Genomic DNA, 19,230 nt, shown 5'->3' on the forward strand with positions numbered 1-19,230 from the left:
AGAAGCCCTGCGCTTGACATGACGCCACAGGTCGCGTCGAAGGGGTGCAAAGAGGAGGCGCGAGAATGACCGACAAGACGATCCTGCGAGCTTTGAAAGGCGAAGTGCTGCCGACCCCTCCGGTCTGGATGATGCGGCAGGCAGGGCGCTACCTGCCGGAATATCGCGCGACGCGGGCGAAGGCGGGCGACTTCCTGTCGCTGTGCTACAATCCCGAACTGGCCGCCGAGGTGACGCTGCAACCGATCCGCCGCTACGGCTTCGACGCGGCGATCCTGTTTGCCGACATTCTGCTGCTGCCGCAGGCTCTGGGCGCCGATCTGTGGTTCGTCACCGGCGAGGGTCCGCGCCTCTCGACCATCACCGGGGCGGAGGGCTTCGCCAAGCTCAAGACCAAGGACGATATCCACGAGACGCTCAACCCGGTCTATGAGACCGTCTCTATACTCTCGGAAGAACTGCCCAAGGAAACCACGCTGATCGGTTTCGCCGGCGCGCCCTGGACCGTCGCGACCTACATGATCGCGGGCCGCGGCACCAAGGATCAGGGCCCGGCCCATGCGCTGAAGGCCGAAGATCGCGAGACTTTCGTGAAGATCATCGACCTGCTGACCGTCTCGACCATCGAATACCTGTCGAAACAGGTCGAGGCCGGGGCCGAGGTCGTGAAGATCTTCGATAGCTGGGCGGGCTCGCTCAAGGGGCAGGATTTCGAGGATTTCGCCGTCGAACCCGCCCGCAAGATCATCGCCGAGATGAAAGCGCGCTTCCCGGGTCTGCCGGTCATCGCCTTCCCGCGTGAAGCGGGCGAGGGCTATATCGGCTTCCATCAGAAGACCGGCGCGGATTGCGTCGCGCTCGACAATTCGATCACGCCGGAATGGGGCGCCGAGCATGTGCAGGTGTCTGGCTGCGTGCAGGGCAACCTCGCATCCTCGCATATGGTCACCGGCGGTCAGGCCCTGATCGACGAGACGCGCCATGTCGTCAAAGCGTTCAGCAAGGGCCCGCATATCTTCAACCTCGGCCACGGGATCACTCCCGATGCCGATCCGGAGAATGTGGCCCTGATGGTCGAAACGATCCGCAACGGCTGACGCGCGGTTTCAACCGAGAGAGCCCGCGTCCGAGCCTTCGGGCGCGCATCCCTCTCTTCCTCTTGGCGAAAATATCCCGGGGTGAATTCGCGCAAGCGAAGAGGGGCAGCGCCCCTCCAACCTTGGGCCTATGCGCGCTTCAGCCGCTCAGTACCACTTCGCGACGGGCGGCAGGCTCATCAGAACCGCATCCGCGTTATGCCCGGTCTCGAGCCCGAATTTCGTGCCCCGGTCATAAACGAGATTGTATTCCGCATAGAGCCCGCGATGGCGCAGCTGGGCCTCGCGGTCCTCCTCGGACCAATCCTGCACGCGGCGCTTCTCGATCAGCGGTTGGAAGGCGGGCAGGAAGCCCGCGCCCACCGATTGGGTGAAGGCGAAATCATCCTCCCACTCGCCGGTGTTGAGATCGTCGTAGAAAATCCCGCCGACGCCACGCGCTCGGCCGCGATGGGGGATGAAGAAATACTCGTCCGCCCAGGCTTTGAAATGGTCGTAATAGGTCTTGTCATGGGCATCGCAGGCGGCCTGCATCTCGGCGTGGAAATGCGTGGTGTCCTCGTCATACTCAAGACACGGATTGAGGTCCGCGCCACCGCCGAACCACCACGCGCCGGGCGTCCAGAACATGCGCGTGTTCATGTGGACGGCGGGGCAATGCGGGTTCTGCATATGGGCGACGAGGCTGATCCCCGAGGCCCAGAACCGCGGGTCGTCCTCCATCCCCGGCACGCCGCGCGCGGCCATCGCCTTTTGCGCGCGGGGCGCCAGTTCGCCCCAGACGGTCGAGATATTCACGCCGACTTTCTCGAAGACGCGCCCGCCGCGCATCACGCTCATCTTGCCGCCGCCATGGTCCTCGCCGTTCGGCCCCTTGCGCTCGGTGGGCGTGACCTCAAACCGGCCCGGCGTCTGATCGGAAAGCGGGCCTTGCGCATGGCTGTCTTCCAACCCCTCGAACGCCGCCACGATCCGGTCGCGCAGGTCGGAGAACCACTGGCTCGCGCGGGCCTTGCGGGCGTCGAAATCCTCAACCGTGTCAGTCATGCGTAGGGCCTCCCAAATCTTTAGCGTGATCCTTATCAGGCGCCGAGGGATGCGGGAAGGGCGCGATTGATCGCGGTCGGAAGCGGGCGTAGGCTCGACCCATCAAGGAGATAGCCCATGCGCCACGCCCTCATGCTGATCCCGCTCGTCCTGCTCGCCGCCTGCGGCACCCCGCAGGAACGCTGCATCCGCCAATCCACGACCGAATTGCGGCGCGTCACCGATCTGGTGAGCGAGGTGCAGGGCAACATCGCGCGGGGCTACGCGTGGCAGAGCTACGAGACGACGTCGAGCCGCTGGGAAATCTGCGGCTACGACACGATCACCAAGGGCGACAAGGTGATCCAGAAGCCGCGCATGTGCCTCGAGGATTACACGGTGACGCGCCAGCGTCCGATCCCGATCGATCCGGCCGCCGAGAAACGCAAACTGGAGGCGCTTCTGAAGCGGCAGGCGGAGCTGTCGAAGGCCGCCGAGGCGCAGATCGCGGCCTGCAAAGCAGCCTATCCCGAAGAGGAGAGCTGAGCACTCAACTCCCCGGTTTCACCTTCGCCAGAAGCTCCAGCACCTTCGGCCCCAGAGCAGAGACCACTTTCTTCACCCCTTCGGGCGAGGGGTGGATATTGTCGGGCTGCATCAGGTCGGTCTTGGCGCGCTCCTCAATCGGGGTTTCTGTGATCGGAGCAAGCAGGTGGGGCACCAGAACCGCATCGTATTTCTGCGCCAGATCGGGATAGATCGCGTCGAAATCCTGCTGATATTTCGGCCCGAAATTCCCCGGCGCGGGCAGCCCCGCCAGCAGCGCCGGAATGCCTTTCGCCTGCAGTTTCGCCAGAATCCCGTCGAGGTTCGCCCGCGCCTGTTCGGGCGGCAGCCCGCGCAGCAGGTCATTGCCGCCCAAGGCCACGATCACCGCGTCGGGCTGCGGCGTCAGCAGCCAGTCGATCCGCGACAGCCCGCCTGCCGTGGTGTCGCCCGAGACGCCCCCGTTGATCACCTTCACATCCTGCCCATGATCCTGCAGCCAGCCCTGCAGCTGCGGCACCAGCCCGTCCGCCGGATTATCGAGCCCATAGCCTTGGGTCAGCGAGTCCCCCAATGCGAGGATCGACACCTCCGCCATCGCGGGCCCGGCCCCCAGCGCCAGCCCCGCGGCGATAAAACCCGCCGCGATCCGCTTGCGTATCCCCATCCGCGGCCCATATCCCTTTGAAGCAAAAGAAAGACGGCGCATGAGTGACACGATCCTTGAGTTGAAAGACGCGCGGCTTGCGCTCGATGGCAATACCGGGCCGGTCGAGATCCTCAACGGGATCGACCTGAGCATCGCGAAAGGGGAAAGCGTCGGGCTTACGGGGCCGTCTGGATCGGGCAAATCGTCGCTCCTCATGCTGATGGGCGGGCTCGAACGCGCCACCTCCGGGTCTGTCACCGCTTTGGGCCATGATCTCTCGAAGCTGTCCGAGGATGCACTGGCGCGGTTTCGTCGGGGTAATATGGGGGTGGTTTTCCAAAGCTTCCACCTCATCCCGACGATGACGGCGCTGGAAAACGTCGCGATGCCGCTGGAAATCGCAGGCGTGGAGCGCCCGTTCGAGCGCGCCGCGGCAGAGCTGGACGCCGTCGGACTGGCGCATCGGCTCGATCATTATCCCAGCCAGATGTCGGGTGGCGAGCAGCAGCGGGTGGCACTGGCCCGCGCGGTCGCGCCGCGTCCCGCGATCCTCTTGGCGGATGAACCCACCGGCAATCTCGACAGCGCAACGGGCGAGACGATCATCGAGCTGCTCTTCGGCCTGCAGGAAAAGCACGGCGCGACGCTGGTGCTGGTGACCCACGCGCCCGAACTGGCCGCGCGCTGCGACCGGATCGTGGAGCTGCGCGACGGCGAAGTCGTGGGGGATCACATTGCAACGGACGCGCCCGCATGAGCCTCGCGCTCTCCATCGCCCGGCGCGAGTTGCGCGGCGGTATTCGCGGCTTCTGGGTGATGCTGCTCTGCCTGATGCTGGGCGTGGCGGCGATCGCCTCGGTCGGTCTGGTGCGCTCGGCCATCGAGCGCGCGCTGTCGGATCAGGGCGCGGTGCTGCTGGGCGGCGACGCGCAATACGAATTCACCTATCGCCGTGCAAAGCCCGAGGAACTGCAATGGATCACCGACCGCGCCACCGCGGTCTCCGAGGTGATCGATTTTCGCTCGATGCTGTCGACCGGCACCGATCCCGCCGACCGCGCGCTGACGCAGGTGAAGGCGGTGGACGGGGCCTATCCGCTGACCGGCAAGCTGCAGCTTGATCCGCCCGTCGCCTCCGATGCGCTGAAGGGGCAAGGCGGTGTGCCGGGGATCTTCCTCGATCCGATCCTCGCCGACCGTCTGGGCCTGAGCCCCGGTGACAAGGTGCAGCTAGGCGGGCAGGACTTCGTGATGATGGCGCGGATCGTGCGCGAGCCGGATTCGACCGGCACGGGGATGGGGCTTGGTCCGCATTCCATCGTCTCGCTGTCGGCCATCGAGAAGACGCCGCTTCTCTCGCCGGGTTCGCTCTTCGAGACCGAATACCGCGCGACGCTACCGCCCGATACCGACCTCGCCACCCTGAAACAGCAGGCAGAGACCCGGTTCGACGGTGCAGGCATGCGCTGGTCCGACCGCCGCCGCGCCGCGCCGGGGGCGGAGCGTTTCGTGCAACGGCTGGGCTCTTTCCTCGTGCTGGTCGGGCTGGCAGGGCTGGCCGTGGGCGGCGTCGGCATCTCCGCCACCGTCGCCGCATGGATCGAACGCAAGGCCCCCACCATTGCCACCCTGCGCGCGCTTGGTGCGACCGGCAGTACGATCCGCGCAGCGTTCCTGATCCAACTTGCCGCTCTCGGCCTCGCAGGCATTCTCGCCGGACTCCTCCTCGGCGCCGGTCTCGTCCTCGGCGCATCCGGGCTGATCGAACGCTCGCTGCCGCTGCCGGTCGAGATCGGCCTCGATCCCGGCCCGCTGGGCGAGGCCGCGCTTTACGGCGCACTCGTCGCGATGCTCTTCGCCCTCTGGCCGCTCTCGCGCATGTCGAAGATGCGCGCGGCGACGCTTTACCGCGACACCGGCGCAGGCCGCCGCCTGCCGGGCTGGCTCACGCTTTTGCTGACGGCGGCGCTTCTGACGATCATCGTCACCGTCTCGGCGTGGTTCTCGGGCCTCTGGACGCTGACGCTGGCAAGCCTCGGCGGCATCGCCGTGGCGCTCCTGATCCTGACGCTCGCGGCGAGCCTGATCCGCTGGCTGGCGCGCCGCGCCCAGCATAGCGCCCGGGGCCGCCCCGTGCTGCGCGCAGCCCTTGCCGCGATTGGCGGGCCGCGTTCCGAAGCGCGCTCGGTCATCCTGTCGCTGGGCCTCGGCCTCTCGGTTCTGGCGGCCGTGGGGCAGGTCGATAGCGGTCTGCGCGGGGCGATCGACCGCGATTTGCCGAAGGTCGCACCCGCCTATTTCGTGATCGACATCCAGCCCGACCAGATCCAGCCCTTCACCGATCTGCTGGCGGATATGCCCGAAGTCACCAAGGTCGAAAGCGTGCCGATGCTGCGCGGCGTGATCACCAAGATCAACGGCGAGGACGCGCGCAAGACGCATGGCGAGCATTGGGTGCTGCGCGGCGATCGCGGCGTGACCTATGCCGAGACCCCGCGCGAGAAGATCACCGCAGGCGAATGGTGGCCGAAGGACTATAACGGCCCGCCGCTGGCTAGCTTCTCGGCCAAGGAGGCGCAGGAGATCGGCCTGAAGCTCGGCGATACAATCACGGTGAACATCCTCGGGCGCGACATCACCGCGAAGGTGACCTCGTTCCGCGATGTGGATTTCTCGACCGGCGGGATCGGTTTCGTCCTGACCCTCGATCCGGCGGCGCTGCGCGGCGCGCCCCATACATGGCTCGCCACGATCTACGCGCCGCCAAGCGCCGAGGCGCAGGTGATGCGCGATCTGGCGGAACGTTTCCCGAATATCACCGCGATCCGCGTGCGCGACGCCCTGCAGCGCGTGACCGATGCGCTCTCGGCCATCGCGCGGGCGACCTCGCTGGCGGCGGGCGTGACGCTGCTCACCGGCTTCGTCGTCCTGATCGGAGCGGCGGCTGCGGGCGAGCGTGAACGTGCTTGGGAGGCGGCGATGCTCAAGACACTCGGCGCCACGCGCGGTGCGATCCTAGCGAGCTTCGCGCTGCGTTCGGCGCTGATGGGCGCGGCTGCGGGTCTGGTCGCGATCCTCTTCGGCGGGCTTGCGGGCTGGGCCGTGGTCGATCTGGTGATGGGGGCGGAGTTCCATTTCGCCCCGATCCCCGCGCTTCTGATCGTCGCGGGCGGCGTGATCGCGACGCTGCTGGCCGGTCTGGTTTTCGCGCTGCGCCCGCTCGCAGCCCGGCCTGCCGGGGTGTTGCGCGCGCCTGAGTGAGGGCGGCTTTGCGTGGAAAGACCGGATGCCTCCGGCGGGGATATTTCGGCCAAGGCGAAGCGAGGGCGCTTTGCTTCGCCTTGGCGTAAATATTCCCCGCGGAGCGTCCTTCGTTCGAGGATGCGCAGGTCGCGGGTCAGCGCAGGCCGGTTTCGCGGAGCAAGCCGCGCCGTTTTGCTTCGTAGTAATAGCCGCGCGAATACCATTTCACGGCGCGATCTTCCGAGCCATCCGAGACCAGCCATGCGCCGCGCAGGTATTTCACCGCGTATTTCAGGTTCGTGTCGGGATCGAGCAGGTCATGTGGCTTGCCGCGAAAGCCCATGCCGCGGGCGGTTTGCGGCAGGATCTGCATCAGCCCGTAATAGGGGCCGTTGCGGGCATCGGCGCGGTAGCGGCTCTCGCGCTGGACCACGCGGTGGGTGAGGCTGCGCGGCACCCCGTAATGGTCTGAATAGCGGTTGATCAGGGCGCGGATTTCCGGCGTCTCGTTGCGATGGAGCGGCAGTGCGTAAGCCGGTTTCGCCATCGGACGCGGCGAGCCGCCACAGGCCGCGAGGGCGCCGAGCGAGAGCAGAAAGAGGCGACGAGTCAGCATGCGGGCGCTCCGGGTGGTGGGTCGCAAGCAGCTAAACGCCGTCGTTGCCGCTTGGGAAGGGCGGAGTTCCAGCCTCGGCGCGCTCTCGCCGATCCACGCCCGGATCAGCGCAGGGCGCGACGCAGGCGCAGCGCGTTGGTGACCACGAAGACCGAGGAGAACGCCATCGCGCCCGCCGCCAGCATCGGGGACAGGCCGGGCCCGCCGAATGGTACAAGGATGCCCATCGCGACCGGGATCAGCGCGACGTTATAGGCGAAGGCCCAGAACAGGTTCTGTCGGATATTGCGCATCACTGCGCGCGACAACTCCAGCGCCATCGCGACGCCGTTGGGATCGCCGCGCATCAGCACGACCTCGGCGGCCTCGATGGCGACATCGGTGCCGGTGCCGATCGCGAGGCCCACGTCGGCAGCCGCAAGCGCTGGCGCGTCGTTGATGCCGTCGCCCACGAAAGCGACCGGACCGATCTGGCGGAGGCTCTCGACCGCGTCGCGCTTGCCGTCTGGCAATACTTCGGCCTCAATCCGGTCGATGCCGAGATCGTGGCCGACCGCTTCCGCAGTGGCGCGCGTGTCGCCGGTGACCATCGCCACCTGCTTGCCCGCCTTGTGCAGGGCGTCGACCGCTTCGCGCGCCTCGGGTTTGATCGGGTCCGACAGCGCCATAAGGGCGACGGGGCGATCGTCGAGCGACATCCAGACCGGAGTGCGGCCTTTTGCGGCCAGCGCCTTCGCGCGCTCGGCGAAGGGGGCGATATCCGCGCCTGCCTCTTCCATCGCACCGGCATTGCCGATCCAGAGCTTCGCGCCTTCGGCCTGCGCGCGCAGCCCCTTGCCGGACAGCGCCTTGACGCGTTTGACCGGCGCATGGGCGATGCCGCGCGTCTCGGCCTCGGCGAGGATCGCGCGGGCCAGCGGATGTTCCGAGCGCGCTTCGGCGCCTGCGGCCAGCGCGAGGATTTCCGCCTCGGGCAGATCGGCGAGCGGCTCGAGATCGGTCAGGGCGGGGCGACCTTCGGTCAGCGTCCCGGTCTTGTCGAAGCCTACGACCGCGACTTCCGAGAGGCGTTGCAGCGCGTCGCCACGGCGGAACAGCAGGCCCAGTTCGGCGCCGCGCCCGGTGCCCACGAGGATCGAGACCGGCGTCGCCAGACCCATCGCGCAGGGGCAGGCGATGATCATCACCGAGATCGCCGCGACGAAGGCATGCGAAAAGCCCATGCCCGCGATCATCCAGATCGCGAAGGTCAGGAGCGACAGCGCCATGACCACGGGCACGAAGACGCGGGTGACCTTGTCGACCAGCGCCTGCACCGGCAGTTTCGCGCCCTGTGCGGCTTCGACCATCGCGATGATCCGCGACAGGACGGTGTCGCCGCCGGTCGCGGTGACGCGGTAGCTGAGCGCGGATTCGCCATTCACGGTGCCGCCGGTGATTGGATCGCCTTCGGATTTCGCGACAGGGACGGGCTCGCCGGTCAGCATGCTCTCGTCGATATGGCCCGCGCCCTCGGCGATCACGCCATCGAGTGCCACGCGCTCGCCGGGGGCGAGCAGAAGGATGTCGCCGGGCACGAGTTCCTCGATCGGGCGTTCCTCGACACCATTTTCGGTCTGCACGCGCGCGGTCTTGGGCTGCAACCCGATCAGCCGCGAGATCGCCTCGCCTGCGCGGCCCTTGGCGCGCGCCTCCAGCCAGCGGCCCAGCAGGATCAGCGTGACGATGGTCGCCGCGGCCTCGAAATAGACGCCGCGCGCACTCTCGGGCAGAAGGCCGGGCGCAAGTGTGACAAGGGCGGAATAGATAAACGCGGCGAGCGAGCCCATCGCGACGAGCGAATTCATCTCGGGCGAACCGCGCAGCAGGGCAGGCACCCCGATACGCAGAAAGACGCGGCCGGGGAAGGCCAGTACCAGCGCGGTGAGGATCATCTGCACCCACCAGCTTGCCTGCATCCCGATCGTGCTGGCGATCAGGTGATGCATGCCGGGGATCATATGCGCGCCCATCGCAAGCACGAAGATCGGAGCGGTCAGCGCGAGCGCGGTCAGGAACTGGCGCTTGAGCTGGCGCGCCTCCTGCATCTGGCGCTCGGCGGCGCTGGGGCCGCTGGCCATCTCCTCTTTCAGACGGCCCGGATAGCCCGCCTGGTCGAGGGCCGATTTGAGGCTCTCGAGATCGGCAGGCCCGTCGAACTCGACATGCGCACTGCGCGCCATCAGGTTGGCCGAGGCGTTCTGTACGCCGGGTTGTGCCATGAGTGCGCGTTCGACCCGACCGGTGCAGGCCCCGCAATGCATGGCGTCGATGATGAAAGTGGCTTCGCTCATAGGGCGTTATCTGATCCTGCACGGGGCTGCGGTCAAGCGTCGCGCGACATATGCAGGTAATTGAATTTGTCGTGAGGAACTGTTATATCTCCTGACAACGTAACCTTTTTCGTGGAGTGCCCTCGAATGAACCTCGACCGTGCGATTTTTGCCTTTGCTGGCGTGATGATCCTGATCTCGCTGCTGCTGGCCGTTTATGTCTCGATGTACTGGCTGTGGTTCACCGCCTTCATCGGCGCGAACCTGCTGCAATCGGCTTTCACCGGCTTCTGCCCGGCTGCGATGATCTTCGGCAAGTTCGGCATCAAATCGGGCTGCGCTTTCGGTAAGTAATCGACAAAGCGGCAACGATTGGCGCTGGCCTTTTTCTGACCCGAGACCAAATTCTTGAGAGGGTGGGGCGGCTTTGCTAGCCTCACCCTTGGTTTGTGTCGAACGCTTTGCCGGGAGACGTCGCAGGATTTTGCAGGAGTTTGATAATGGATCGCCGCGCTTTTCTTCTCTCGCTGGCCGCCTTGCCCTTCGCAAGCCTGCCCGCCTTTGCCGCAACCGAACCCGCGCAAAGCGTCGAGACCGGGCCGGCCAAGCGCTGGCCGATCGGGTCGCAATACTACCCGACGAAAGTGGCGGTGAAGCCGGACCTGCCGGTGGGCTCGATCATCATCGTCTCGGATAAGTTCTTCCTCTATCACATCGTCGCGCCGGGCGTGGCAATGCGTTACGGGGTGGCCGTGGGCAAGGATGAGCTGAAGTTCCGCGGCACCGCGACGGTGGCGCGCAAGGTCAAATGGCCGAGCTGGACGCCCACCCGCGAGATGATCGAACGCAATCCGGCCTACAAGAAATACGAGGACGGCATGAAGGGCGGGCCGCAGAACCCGCTCGGCGCGCGGGCGATGTATCTCTACCAGAACGGGCGTGACACGGCGATCCGCATCCACGGCACGACAGAACCGGGTTCGATCGGGCACGCGGTCTCGAACGGCTGCATCCGGATGGTGAACGATCATGTCATCGATCTGTTCAACAGCGTTCCCGTCGGCACGCAGGTCACTGTCTACTGATGAAACTTACCTCGATTGCCGAGGTCGCCGCGCTCGATTTCGACACGATCATCGACGTGCGCTCACCTTCGGAATTCGCCGAGGATCATATCCCCGGCGCCATCAACCTGCCCGTGCTCGACGATGAGGAGCGCGCCCGCGTCGGCACGATCTACAAGCAGGTCGCGCCTTTTGATGCCCGCAAGATCGGCGCGGCGCTGGTGGCGCAGAATGCAGCCAAACATCTGCAGGGTCCGTTAGCCGACAAGGAAGGCGGCTGGCGTCCGCTGGTCTATTGCTGGCGCGGCGGGCAGCGCTCGGGGTCGTTCGCAACGATCCTGAAGCAGGTCGGCTGGCGCGTGGAGCTTGTCGAGGGCGGCTACAAGGCCTTCCGGTCGCTGGTGGTGGAGGCCGGGCTTGCCGAGATGCCCTGTCCGGTGGTCGTTCTCGACGGCAATACCGGCACCGCGAAGACCGACATCCTGAAGGCCGCGCGGGCGCAGGGGGCGCAGGTCATCGATCTGGAGGGGCTCGCCAATCATCGCGGCTCGCTCTTTGGGGCGATGGAAGGTGGCCAGTCGAGTCAGAAGGATTTCGAGTCGCGGCTGATCATGGAGATCGCGGCGCTCGATCCGGCGCGGCCGGTGCTGCTGGAGGCGGAAAGCTCCAAGATCGGCGATCTGCAACTGCCCGCCGGGATCTGGGCCGCGATCAAGGACGCGCCGCGCCTGCGAGTGCGTGCGCCGCTGTCGGAGCGGGCGCAGTATCTGGCGCGGGCCTATGCGGATATCACGGCGGATGCCGATCGGCTGCTGGCGGTACTCGATCAGCTGCGGCCCTTCCAGCCCGCCGAGCGGATCGCGGCGTGGCAGGCACAGGCCACGGCGGGGGAATATGCGGCGCTGGCGGGCGAGCTGATGCGCGACCATTACGATCCGCGCTACGAGAAGCACCGCGCGCGCCATGTGGAGCATGAGCGGGTGATCGAGGCGAACAGCCTCGCGCCGGAGGCGATCGAAGGCCTGGCAGCGCAGGTGGTTAAAGAGGCGTCGGTGCTCGCTCGCTGAGGGACGCGCCCGAGCCTCGGGTGGGCGCTTCACTCGATGCGTGGCTGGGTAATTTATTTAGCAAGCCCGAAAGACCGCTAGGCCCGTGACGCCATCGCCAATGCGCCCTCCCGGGGGGAGGGTCGGGCGCGGCCCGGGCTGGTCGCCCGTGCCAGAAGAGGGATGCGAGGCGCTCACCGCACCCGCAGGAACGCCGGACCCTCCGCAATCACCCCGATCTGCGCGGCGCGGTAGCCTGCCGCTTCCAGCTTTGCCAGAACCTCCGCGGCCTGCGCGGCGGGCACGCCCGCCAGCAACCCGCCCGAGGTCTGCGGATCGTGCAGCAGCTCCGTGCGTGGTCCCGGCGGCGCGGTCATCCGGCCTGCGCAATTGGCGATGTTTTGCGGCAAGAGCGTCGAGTGCTCGCCTGCTTCGGCCAAAGCCTCGGCCCCGTCGAGCAGCGGGATCGCGGCGAGGTCCAGCTCTGCCGAGACGCCCGACGCATCGCACAGACCCAGCAGATGCCCCGCGAGGCCAAAGCCTGTCACATCCGTCATCGCAGAGGCCACCGGCGCGAGGATCACGGAGGCCTCGGCAGAGCTGCGACCCATGCTCTCCAGCGCGCCTGCGACCACCTCGCCCGGCGCGTGTTTCGCCATCTCGGCCGCGAGGATCACGCCCGTTCCAAGCGGCTTCGTCAGGATCAGCACCTCGCCGGGTTTCGCGCCGTCTTGACCCAAAGGCCGCTCGGCCAGCCCGGTTACGGTGAAGCCCAGTGTCAGCTCCGCGCCCATCGAGGTGTGACCGCCGACGAGATCGCAGCCCGCGTCGCGGAAAGCCTCGGACGCGGCCCCCAGCATCTCGCGTAGGGCCCGCGCGCCGAGTTCCTCGGATTGGCGGGGCAGGGTGACCTGCGCCACGGCCGCCTGCGGGGCCGCGCCCATCGCCCAAGCGTCGCTCATCGCATGCAGTGCCACGATCCGGCCCAACAGCCACGGGTCCTCGGTGAAGGCGCGGACGTGATCGGTGGTGAAGACCTGCGTTTGCGTGCCGCAAGACAGCACGGCGGCATCGTCGCCCGGACCGCTCAGCACATCGGCGCGCGCGGGAGCAGGCAGATCGGACAGCGCCTCGCGCAGCGCCTGACCGCCCAGCTTTGCGCCGCAGCCGCCGCACATCGGCTTGCTGCCCAGCACCTCCGCGATCCCCTGCGCGTGCTCGCGGGGCAGGGGCGGCGTCGGCATCGCGGGCAGATCGTGGACCTTCGCCATGAACTTGCGGTCGATATGGTCCTTCCACCGCCACAGCCATTTCCCGTTCAGCGGGAGGCCCCATTTATCGGCCACCGCCTGCTTGCCGCCCGTGGAGATCAGTTTCAGATAATCGCGCTGCGGCTGATAGGTCTTCATCTCCCCGCCCGAAGAAGCGGCGCGTAGGTTGGCGAAAAGCGGCTTCGCTTCGCGCACCGCATAGACGCCCGCCTTGGGGCGCGGCGCGTGGCTGAGATGGGCGATGTCGCCTGCGGCGAAGATCGCGGGGTCGGAGCTTTGCAGCGTCGGGCCGATCGTGACGAAGCCGTCGGTCAGATCGAGCCCGGTCTCGGGCAGCCAGTCAGCGGGTTTCGTGGCTCCCGTGCCGATGATGAAATCGGCCTCGGCTGTGCGTCCGCCTTCCAGAAGGAGCCGCCCCTTTTCCGCTCCGGTCAGCGCCGCGTCGGTCTCGATGGTCACGCCAAGCCGCGCGCAGTGCGCCAGCATCGCGTTCCGAGCGCCGGTGCCAAGCGCGCGCAGCGCCTCGGGTGCTGCCTCATAGACCGTGACCTGCGCCTGCGGCAGACGGTGGGCGCAGGCCATCGCGAGCTCCACCCCCGCCACGCCGCCGCCGACCACGGCGACCTTCGGCGACTCGGGCGGATTGGCGGCGAAAGCGCCCCAGGCATCGGCGAAAGCGTCGAGCGGCTTAGCGGGCACGACATGGTCGAGAAAGCCCGGCAGTTGCGGCATCTCTGCCGTGATCCCGATATCGATCGAGGCCACGTCATAGGCGATCGCCGCACGCCCCGGCACCTCGATCAGCCGCCGCGCCCGGTCGAGCCCCGTGGCGCGCCCCAGAACCAGCCGCGCGCCCGCATGCCGTGCGAGCTTCACCAGATCGAGCTGCAGCTCGTCGCGGGTATAATGCCCCGCCACATGACCCGGCAGCATGCCCGAATAGGCGGCGGAGGGGGTTGGGTTGATCACGGTCAGCCGCACACCCGGCAACGGGTTCATCCCCCACATCCGCAGTACCAGCGCATGGGTATGCCCGCCCCCGATCAGAACGATATCGCGTGTCAGGGGCAGGGCAGGGGCGGCGTGCATGGTCTCTCCTTTTCCCCTCATGCCTAGCCTTTGCGCGCGGCTTCGCCAATTCCCAATATGCCGCAGCGAAATGGGGGGCAATTTTCCCGCAAAACGTCCTTGACTGGACGATCCGCTTTGCCTAGTTAGCCCCCCAGTGGCTAGGTAGCTCAGCTGGTTAGAGCACACGACTCATAATCGTGGGGTCGGGGGTTCAAGTCCCCCCCTCGCCACCACTACTCCCCCTCTTTCGGGAGAGATGCGAAAAGGGCGCCCCGCAGGGCGCCCTTTGCTTTTGTCTCAGGCTCAACCTCAGTTCGAGGCGGTGCGCAGAAGATCGGTGATCCGGCGCACCACGGCGCGGCGGTTGGCTTCCGAGGCACCTTCGGTCTGCACCTTCAGGTCCTGTTCGCCATAGCCCTGCACCACGAGGTTCTCGGCGGGCACGTCGAAATATTCGCTCAGAGCCAGCGCAACCGATTCCGCGCGACGGTCCGAGAGCGCGAGGTTGTAGGCGGCGCTGCCGACGGCGTCGGTATGGCCTTCCACGAGGAACAGCTCGCGCGGGTTCTCGTCGATGCGCTGCTGGATCGCCTGACCCAAAGCCGAAAGGGCCTGCGCCTGATCGGGCTGGATCGCGGACGACCCGGTCTCGAAGTTGATGTTCTCGACCGAAATCGCGGGGGCGAGATCGCGCACCGGGGTGATGTTGCGCACCTGCGAGAGCGTGAAGGTACGGTCGATGCCGCTCTGACGGGTCAGCGCATCACGGAGCGCTTGCTCGTTGCTGGACGAAACCGTCGCGACCGGCTTGGGCTTGGGAAGCGCCGAGACGTCGACCGGGTCGGCGCCGCGCGCGTCGTCGACCAGCAGGTACTGCGTGCCGTCGGGCTGGACCAGCGTGCGCTTCAGGATCTGGCGCTGGGCGTCATAGACGGTGACGATCTGGCTGCCATCGGGCTTGGTCACGATCGTGCGCGACGAGCCGTCCGCGTAGTCCTGCGTTCGGATCTTCGAGCCGGGCTGACGCAGCAGCGCGTTGTCGTCCTTCACCAGCTGGTAAGAGCCGTCGGGTTGCTGCACCACAACGCGGTCTCCCGAATTCACGGCCACTTTCGAACCGTTGTTCAGGATCGCTCCCACGGCAAGCGCACCAAGACCCGAGAGCGCGGCGGTTTCCAGCGTGCTCAGACGGTCTTTCTTTTTCTTCTTCGACGAGTCGGTCTGCGCGGTTGCCTGCGCCTGAGCGTCGGGCTTGGCGTCGACCGAGGTCGAGAAGTCTTCGGATGCGCTGCGCGCGGTCTCTTCGGTCACCGTCTCTTCGGTGGCATTGGCGGTGTCGGTGCTGTCGGTCGGCGCGTTGAGCGCCTCGTTCTGCACGGCTTCGCCTTCGATCGCGGCTTTCGTATCGGTCAGCGCGTTCTCCAAGAGCTTCGTCGCCTTGGTGGCCGCGGTGTCTTGCGTGTCCGCCTGCTGATCGGTTTCGGCATTCGCGGTCGTGTCCGCGCTGGCCGAGCCGTCTGCAGTCGCGTCGGCATTGGCGGCCTCTTCCGGCTGGATCACCTTCGGTTCGACTTCAGCGCCGGACCCGCCGTTGCCTTCCTGCACGACCTGCGTGTTGGAAGTGGTGTCCGTCGAGGTCTCGCCTGCAGGTTTCGCCTCGGGCTCTGCCGTCGCGGTGCTGTCCGCCTGGGCCTCCGAGTTCTGCATCGCGTTTTCGGTGGTGTCGGTCACCGGGGCAGGGGCGTCCTGCGAGGTGGTGTCGGGGCTGAGCGTGTTCGTCGCCTCGGCGTCCGTCTGGCCGTCGGCCGCGGTGGTGGCATCGGTCGAGCCATCAGCCGTCGCGGTGGTCGAGCCATCGGTTTCAGCCGTAGCGGAGCTGTCGGTCTCAGCGGTGGTCTCTGCGTCTGCTGTCGTATCCGCCGAGGTCGAGCCATCAGCCGTTGCGGTGGCCGAACCGTCGGACTCTGCCGGTGCCGCAGCATCGGGCTGCGCGTCGGTGGCAGCGGCTGCGTCGGTCTCGGCAGAGGCATCGGTATTGGCATCCGTCGTCGCAGCGGCGGCCGCGTCGGCGTTTGTATCGGTGTTCGTGGTCTCGGATTGAGTGGTCACATCCGCGCCGCCTTCGACTGCGGCTTTCGCGCTGGCGTCGGGGGTGTCACCGCTCGCAGCCGGGTCCTGATCGGCGGGCGGGGCTGCGCCTTCGATCGCGGCTTTTGCGGCCTGATCGGCTTCGCTGTCGCTCATCGGCGCGTCGGCATTCGCCGGATCGGTGCCTGCCGCAGCTTCGGCGGAGCCATCGGCATTTGCCGCGTCGGCCTCGCAATCGGCTTTCGCCTTCTCCATCGGGGCGCCATCGGCGACCGCCTTCGCGATGCATTCAGCGGCGGCGGTATTGCTATCCTGGGCAAGCGCACTGAACGGCAGGATCGCCGGGCTCAGCGCGGCAAGGCCGGCAACGAGCGCAGTGGTCGTCTTCAACGTCTTCATGTCGTCTCCCTTTCATGCGGCATCTGGCCGCGTATCGGGGGTTCAAACGTCTCACAGACCCGTGTGTTCCGGCGCCGTCATGACCATCGGCAGGAATCAGCACGGGGCGGACCTGCTGGCCCGCCCCGTGATTTGGGAAGAAAAATCTGTGCCGGTTCGGCTCAGTGGGTCTTCTTGACCGCTTTCAGCTTGTCGATACCGAGCATCTTCATCGCGGTCTTCTCGTAGAACGGCTCCGAAGTGCCCTTGCGCAGTTTGCGCATGAAATACTTCTCGAAACCGATCTTGGCGAGGTGGACCCATTTCCCTTGGCTCGACCAGTTGACGTTGCGCGGTGGAAGCTGCGGCTGGGCCACGAAGGCGATTCCGCTGTCGCCGAAATCGGCCAGACAGATCGCGTTCCAGGTGCCGGTCTCGTCGGGCTCCTGACCACGTACGATGTTGCCGAGGTTATGCGCGGTGGCGGTCACCATCGACTCGATCATGAAGCCGGTCTTCGGCACGCCGCAGGGCACCGGGGTCGGGCCCATGGGCGGGATCGCGATGCCGACGCCGATGCCGAACACGTTCGGGTATTTCGGGTTGCGCTGGTGCTTGTCGACGATGACGAAGCCGCGCGGGTTCACGAGCCCTTCAAGCCCCATGACCGCGGGGATGCCGCGGAAGGGCGGCAGCATCATCGAGTATTTGAACGGCATCTCGTGGGTCGCCTTGACGGAGCCGTCATCGGCGATCTCTTCGACATGCATCACGCCGTCTTCGACCTTCTTCACGCGGCTCGAGGTCATCCACTTCATGTGCTTGTCGCGCATCGCGCCTTCGAGAAGACCCTTGGTGTCGCCGACGCCGTCCAGGCCGAGATGGCCGACGTAAGGCTCGGAGGTGACGAAGGTGATCGGAACCTGATCGCGGATCTTCGCGCGGCGCAGCGCGGTGTCGAGGATGAAGGCGAATTCATAGGCCGGGCCGAAGCACGACGCGCCTTGCACCGCGCCCACGATGATCGGGCCGGGGTCTTCGCAGAAGCGTTTGAAGGCGGTGCCGGCATCCTCGGCGTGATCGACGTGGCAGACCGAGTGGGTGAAGCCGTCGGGTCCGAGCCCTTCGATCTCGTCGAAGGCCAGTTCCGGCCCGGTGGCGAGCACGATGTAATCGTAGGAAACCTCGCGGCCATCCTCCAGCTCGACCTTGTTGTCATCGGGGTGCAGGCGCTTTGCCGCGACCGGGATGAACTTGATGTTCTTCTTCTTCATCGTCGGTTCGAGATCGACGGTGATGTCCTTGCGGTCGCGCCAGCCGACGGCGACCCAAGGGTTGGAGGGCACGAAGTGGTACTTCGGGTCCTTGGTGATGACGGTGATTTCGTCTTCCTTGCGGACTTGGTCACGCAATTCATAAGCCATGATGGCGCCGCCAAGACCTGCGCCGAGCACCACGATATGTGCCATTTTGTTCCCTCCCGTTACCCGGTCATCAACTTGTCACGTCTAACTCGATAGATGCAATTGTTTGAATGTGTCAAGAAGACCCGCCTTTCAAATCCTGCGACGAATCAGCCTGTGGAACAAGTCTGACGCTAACGTGAAGTGAAAAGACACTTGCGAAACAACGAAAAAGGGCCGGCGCGTGGCCGACCCTTTCTCATTCGTATCAGTAGGACTGACTTACTTCGGCGGTTCTGCCGTGATCCCCTCGACGTAGAAGGTCATCGAGTGAAGCTGATCGTCGGTCGCCATTTCGCCATCGGCGAGGAAGGCCGTGCCGTCCTGCTTGTTCAGCGGACCGGTGAAGGGATGGACCTTGCCCGAGCCGATATCGTCCTTGAGCTGCAGCGCCTCTTTCTTGACGTCGTCCGGCACGGCCGAGGAGATCTCGCCGATCTCCACCATGCCGCTGTCGATGCCGCCCCAGGTGGCTTCCGACTTCCACGAACCGTCCATGACCGCACCGACGCGCTCGATGTAATAGGGCGCCCAGTTGTCGATGGTCGACGCGACGCGCGGCATCGGCGCGAAGCTCGACATATCCGAGGCCTGACCGAAGGTGATGACGTTGCCGGCTTCCTGAGCTTTCGCCTGCGGCGCGGTCGAGTCGGTGTGCTGCAGCAGCACGTCCACACCATCGGCGATCAGGGCTGCGGCCGCGTCGGCCTCTTTCGCCGGATCGAACCAGGTGTAAGCCCAGACCACCTTCATCTCGATATCCGGGTTCACCTTCTTCGCGGCCAGATAGGCGGAGTTGATGCCCTGATAGACCTCGGGGATCGGGAAGGAGCCGATATAACCGATCTTGTTGGTCTTGGTCATGCGGCCGCCGATGGTGCCCTGAATGGCGCGACCCTGGAAGAATTTCGCGTCATAGGTCGCGACGTTGTCAGCGAGCTTGTAGCCGGTGGCGTGCTCGAATTTCACGTCGGGGAATTTTTTGGCGACGTTCATCACCGCGTCCATGTAGCCGAAGGAGGTCGCGAAGATCAGCTTGTTGCCGTCCAGCGCCAGCTGGGTCAGCGCGCGCTCGGCATCGGGGCCTTCCGGCACGTTCTCGATGAACGAGGTCTTCACCTTGTCGCCGTATTTCTCTTCGATCGCCTGACGACCTTGGTCGTGCTGGTAGGACCAGCCCATGTCGCCGACGGGGCCGACATAGATGAAGCCGATTTTCAGCGGCTCGTCAGCGGCGAAAGCCGGAACGCCGACGCCCGCGACGACGGCCGTTGCGGCGGTGGTTTTCAAAAAGGATCTGCGGTTCATCGCGTTACTCCAAGTTGGGTGGCGGGCCTCTTGATGGGGCCCTTCGAGAGAT

General features: G+C 66.1%; 15 protein-coding genes and 1 tRNA gene. 8 read left to right on the forward strand and 8 right to left on the reverse strand.

Features of this window, described 5'->3' with window-relative positions; translation table 11 throughout:
• Nucleotides 1-65: 65 nt before the first annotated feature.
• The gene (hemE, locus tag F8R15_RS04715) at nt 66-1,097 is read left to right on the forward strand and encodes a uroporphyrinogen decarboxylase (RefSeq protein WP_083076026.1); all 1,032 of its coding nucleotides are present in this window, start codon (nt 66-68) and stop codon (nt 1,095-1,097) included.
• 147 nt (nt 1,098-1,244) lie between these two features.
• Here the strand turns inward: hemE and hemF are convergent, their stop codons facing one another.
• Nucleotides 1,245-2,144 (reverse strand): oxygen-dependent coproporphyrinogen oxidase, encoded by a 900-nt coding sequence (gene hemF / locus F8R15_RS04720; RefSeq protein WP_152843756.1) that lies wholly within the window; start codon nt 2,142-2,144, stop codon nt 1,245-1,247.
• Nucleotides 2,145-2,261: 117 nt separating this feature from the next.
• Between hemF and F8R15_RS04725 the strand changes: the two genes are divergently transcribed.
• Nucleotides 2,262-2,669: a hypothetical protein gene (locus F8R15_RS04725; RefSeq protein ID WP_078541967.1), complete on the forward strand. Its 408-nt coding sequence runs from the start codon at nt 2,262-2,264 to the stop codon at nt 2,667-2,669.
• Between the two features lie 4 nt (nt 2,670-2,673).
• Here F8R15_RS04725 and F8R15_RS04730 read toward each other — a convergent pair whose 3' ends face one another.
• On the reverse strand, nt 2,674-3,336 hold the full coding sequence (locus F8R15_RS04730; RefSeq protein WP_253732392.1) for an arylesterase: 663 nt from the start codon (nt 3,334-3,336) through the stop codon (nt 2,674-2,676).
• Nucleotides 3,337-3,376: 40 nt separating this feature from the next.
• Here F8R15_RS04730 and F8R15_RS04735 point away from each other — a divergent pair, with 40 nt between their 5' ends.
• Together F8R15_RS04735 and F8R15_RS04740 are read left to right on the forward strand one after the other, a co-directional pair.
• Nucleotides 3,377-4,075, forward strand: a complete 699-nt coding sequence (locus F8R15_RS04735) for an ABC transporter ATP-binding protein (protein ID WP_152843758.1) — start codon at nt 3,377-3,379, stop codon at nt 4,073-4,075.
• On the forward strand, nt 4,072-6,579 hold the full coding sequence (locus F8R15_RS04740; RefSeq protein WP_152843759.1) for an ABC transporter permease: 2,508 nt from the start codon (nt 4,072-4,074) through the stop codon (nt 6,577-6,579). Before F8R15_RS04735 ends, F8R15_RS04740 begins: the two co-directional genes overlap by 4 nt.
• Before the next feature lie 136 nt (nt 6,580-6,715).
• Here F8R15_RS04740 and F8R15_RS04745 read toward each other — a convergent pair whose 3' ends face one another.
• Together F8R15_RS04745 and F8R15_RS04750 are read right to left on the reverse strand one after the other, a co-directional pair.
• The gene (locus F8R15_RS04745) at nt 6,716-7,177 is read right to left on the reverse strand and encodes a lytic transglycosylase domain-containing protein (RefSeq protein WP_078541963.1); all 462 of its coding nucleotides are present in this window, start codon (nt 7,175-7,177) and stop codon (nt 6,716-6,718) included.
• A gap of 104 nt (nt 7,178-7,281) precedes the next feature.
• Nucleotides 7,282-9,510: a heavy metal translocating P-type ATPase gene (locus F8R15_RS04750; protein ID WP_152843760.1), complete on the reverse strand. Its 2,229-nt coding sequence runs from the start codon at nt 9,508-9,510 to the stop codon at nt 7,282-7,284.
• Nucleotides 9,511-9,636: 126 nt separating this feature from the next.
• Between F8R15_RS04750 and F8R15_RS04755 the strand changes: the two genes are divergently transcribed.
• The 3 genes from F8R15_RS04755 to mnmH all read left to right on the forward strand — a co-directional run bounded on the left by F8R15_RS04755 (nt 9,637) and on the right by mnmH (nt 11,620).
• Complete coding sequence (locus F8R15_RS04755; protein WP_078520385.1) at nt 9,637-9,843, forward strand: DUF2892 domain-containing protein; 207 nt, start codon at nt 9,637-9,639, stop codon at nt 9,841-9,843.
• Nucleotides 9,844-9,989: 146 nt separating this feature from the next.
• Complete coding sequence (locus F8R15_RS04760) at nt 9,990-10,574, forward strand: L,D-transpeptidase (RefSeq protein WP_083076048.1); 585 nt, start codon at nt 9,990-9,992, stop codon at nt 10,572-10,574.
• Complete coding sequence (mnmH, locus tag F8R15_RS04765; protein ID WP_152843761.1) at nt 10,574-11,620, forward strand: tRNA 2-selenouridine(34) synthase MnmH; 1,047 nt, start codon at nt 10,574-10,576, stop codon at nt 11,618-11,620. The genes F8R15_RS04760 and mnmH overlap by 1 nt, the downstream gene beginning before the upstream one ends.
• Before the next feature lie 173 nt (nt 11,621-11,793).
• Here the strand turns inward: mnmH and selD are convergent, their stop codons facing one another.
• Nucleotides 11,794-13,959, reverse strand: coding sequence for a selenide, water dikinase SelD (gene selD, locus F8R15_RS04770; protein WP_152843762.1), 2,166 nt, complete (start codon nt 13,957-13,959; stop codon nt 11,794-11,796).
• Nucleotides 13,960-14,097: 138 nt separating this feature from the next.
• Between selD and F8R15_RS04775 the strand changes: the two genes are divergently transcribed.
• Nucleotides 14,098-14,174 (forward strand) — tRNA-Met (locus tag F8R15_RS04775).
• A gap of 76 nt (nt 14,175-14,250) precedes the next feature.
• Here the strand turns inward: F8R15_RS04775 and F8R15_RS04780 are convergent.
• The 3 genes from F8R15_RS04780 to F8R15_RS04790 form a co-directional block, all read right to left on the reverse strand.
• The gene (locus F8R15_RS04780; protein ID WP_152843763.1) at nt 14,251-16,428 is read right to left on the reverse strand and encodes an OmpA family protein; all 2,178 of its coding nucleotides are present in this window, start codon (nt 16,426-16,428) and stop codon (nt 14,251-14,253) included.
• Between the two features lie 161 nt (nt 16,429-16,589).
• Nucleotides 16,590-17,876, reverse strand: a complete 1,287-nt coding sequence (locus F8R15_RS04785; protein ID WP_152843764.1) for an NAD(P)/FAD-dependent oxidoreductase — start codon at nt 17,874-17,876, stop codon at nt 16,590-16,592.
• Between the two features lie 216 nt (nt 17,877-18,092).
• Nucleotides 18,093-19,178, reverse strand: coding sequence for a BMP family ABC transporter substrate-binding protein (locus tag F8R15_RS04790; protein ID WP_152843765.1), 1,086 nt, complete (start codon nt 19,176-19,178; stop codon nt 18,093-18,095).
• Nucleotides 19,179-19,230: the final 52 nt, after the last annotated feature.

Origin of the sequence: Thioclava sp. JE_KL1 (assembly GCF_009296265.1) — a bacterium.
Taxonomy (GTDB): Bacteria; Pseudomonadota; Alphaproteobacteria; order Rhodobacterales; family Rhodobacteraceae; genus Thioclava.

Excerpts from the sequence above, each read along its gene's own strand:
- hemE (WP_083076026.1), top strand. The coding sequence starts at position 66 with ATGACCGACAAGACGATCCTGCGAGCTTTGAAAGGCGAAGTGCTGCCG.
- hemF (WP_152843756.1), bottom strand. The coding sequence starts at position 2,144 with ATGACTGACACGGTTGAGGATTTCGACGCCCGCAAGGCCCGCGCGAGC.
- F8R15_RS04725 (WP_078541967.1), top strand. The coding sequence starts at position 2,262 with ATGCGCCACGCCCTCATGCTGATCCCGCTCGTCCTGCTCGCCGCCTGC.
- F8R15_RS04730 (WP_253732392.1), bottom strand. The coding sequence starts at position 3,336 with ATGGGGATACGCAAGCGGATCGCGGCGGGTTTTATCGCCGCGGGGCTG.
- F8R15_RS04735 (WP_152843758.1), top strand. The coding sequence starts at position 3,377 with ATGAGTGACACGATCCTTGAGTTGAAAGACGCGCGGCTTGCGCTCGAT.
- F8R15_RS04740 (WP_152843759.1), top strand. The coding sequence starts at position 4,072 with ATGAGCCTCGCGCTCTCCATCGCCCGGCGCGAGTTGCGCGGCGGTATT.
- F8R15_RS04745 (WP_078541963.1), bottom strand. The coding sequence starts at position 7,177 with ATGCTGACTCGTCGCCTCTTTCTGCTCTCGCTCGGCGCCCTCGCGGCC.
- F8R15_RS04750 (WP_152843760.1), bottom strand. The coding sequence starts at position 9,510 with ATGAGCGAAGCCACTTTCATCATCGACGCCATGCATTGCGGGGCCTGC.
- F8R15_RS04755 (WP_078520385.1), top strand. The coding sequence starts at position 9,637 with ATGAACCTCGACCGTGCGATTTTTGCCTTTGCTGGCGTGATGATCCTG.
- F8R15_RS04760 (WP_083076048.1), top strand. The coding sequence starts at position 9,990 with ATGGATCGCCGCGCTTTTCTTCTCTCGCTGGCCGCCTTGCCCTTCGCA.
- mnmH (WP_152843761.1), top strand. The coding sequence starts at position 10,574 with ATGAAACTTACCTCGATTGCCGAGGTCGCCGCGCTCGATTTCGACACG.
- selD (WP_152843762.1), bottom strand. The coding sequence starts at position 13,959 with ATGCACGCCGCCCCTGCCCTGCCCCTGACACGCGATATCGTTCTGATC.
- F8R15_RS04780 (WP_152843763.1), bottom strand. The coding sequence starts at position 16,428 with ATGAAGACGTTGAAGACGACCACTGCGCTCGTTGCCGGCCTTGCCGCG.
- F8R15_RS04785 (WP_152843764.1), bottom strand. The coding sequence starts at position 17,876 with ATGGCACATATCGTGGTGCTCGGCGCAGGTCTTGGCGGCGCCATCATG.
- F8R15_RS04790 (WP_152843765.1), bottom strand. The coding sequence starts at position 19,178 with ATGAACCGCAGATCCTTTTTGAAAACCACCGCCGCAACGGCCGTCGTC.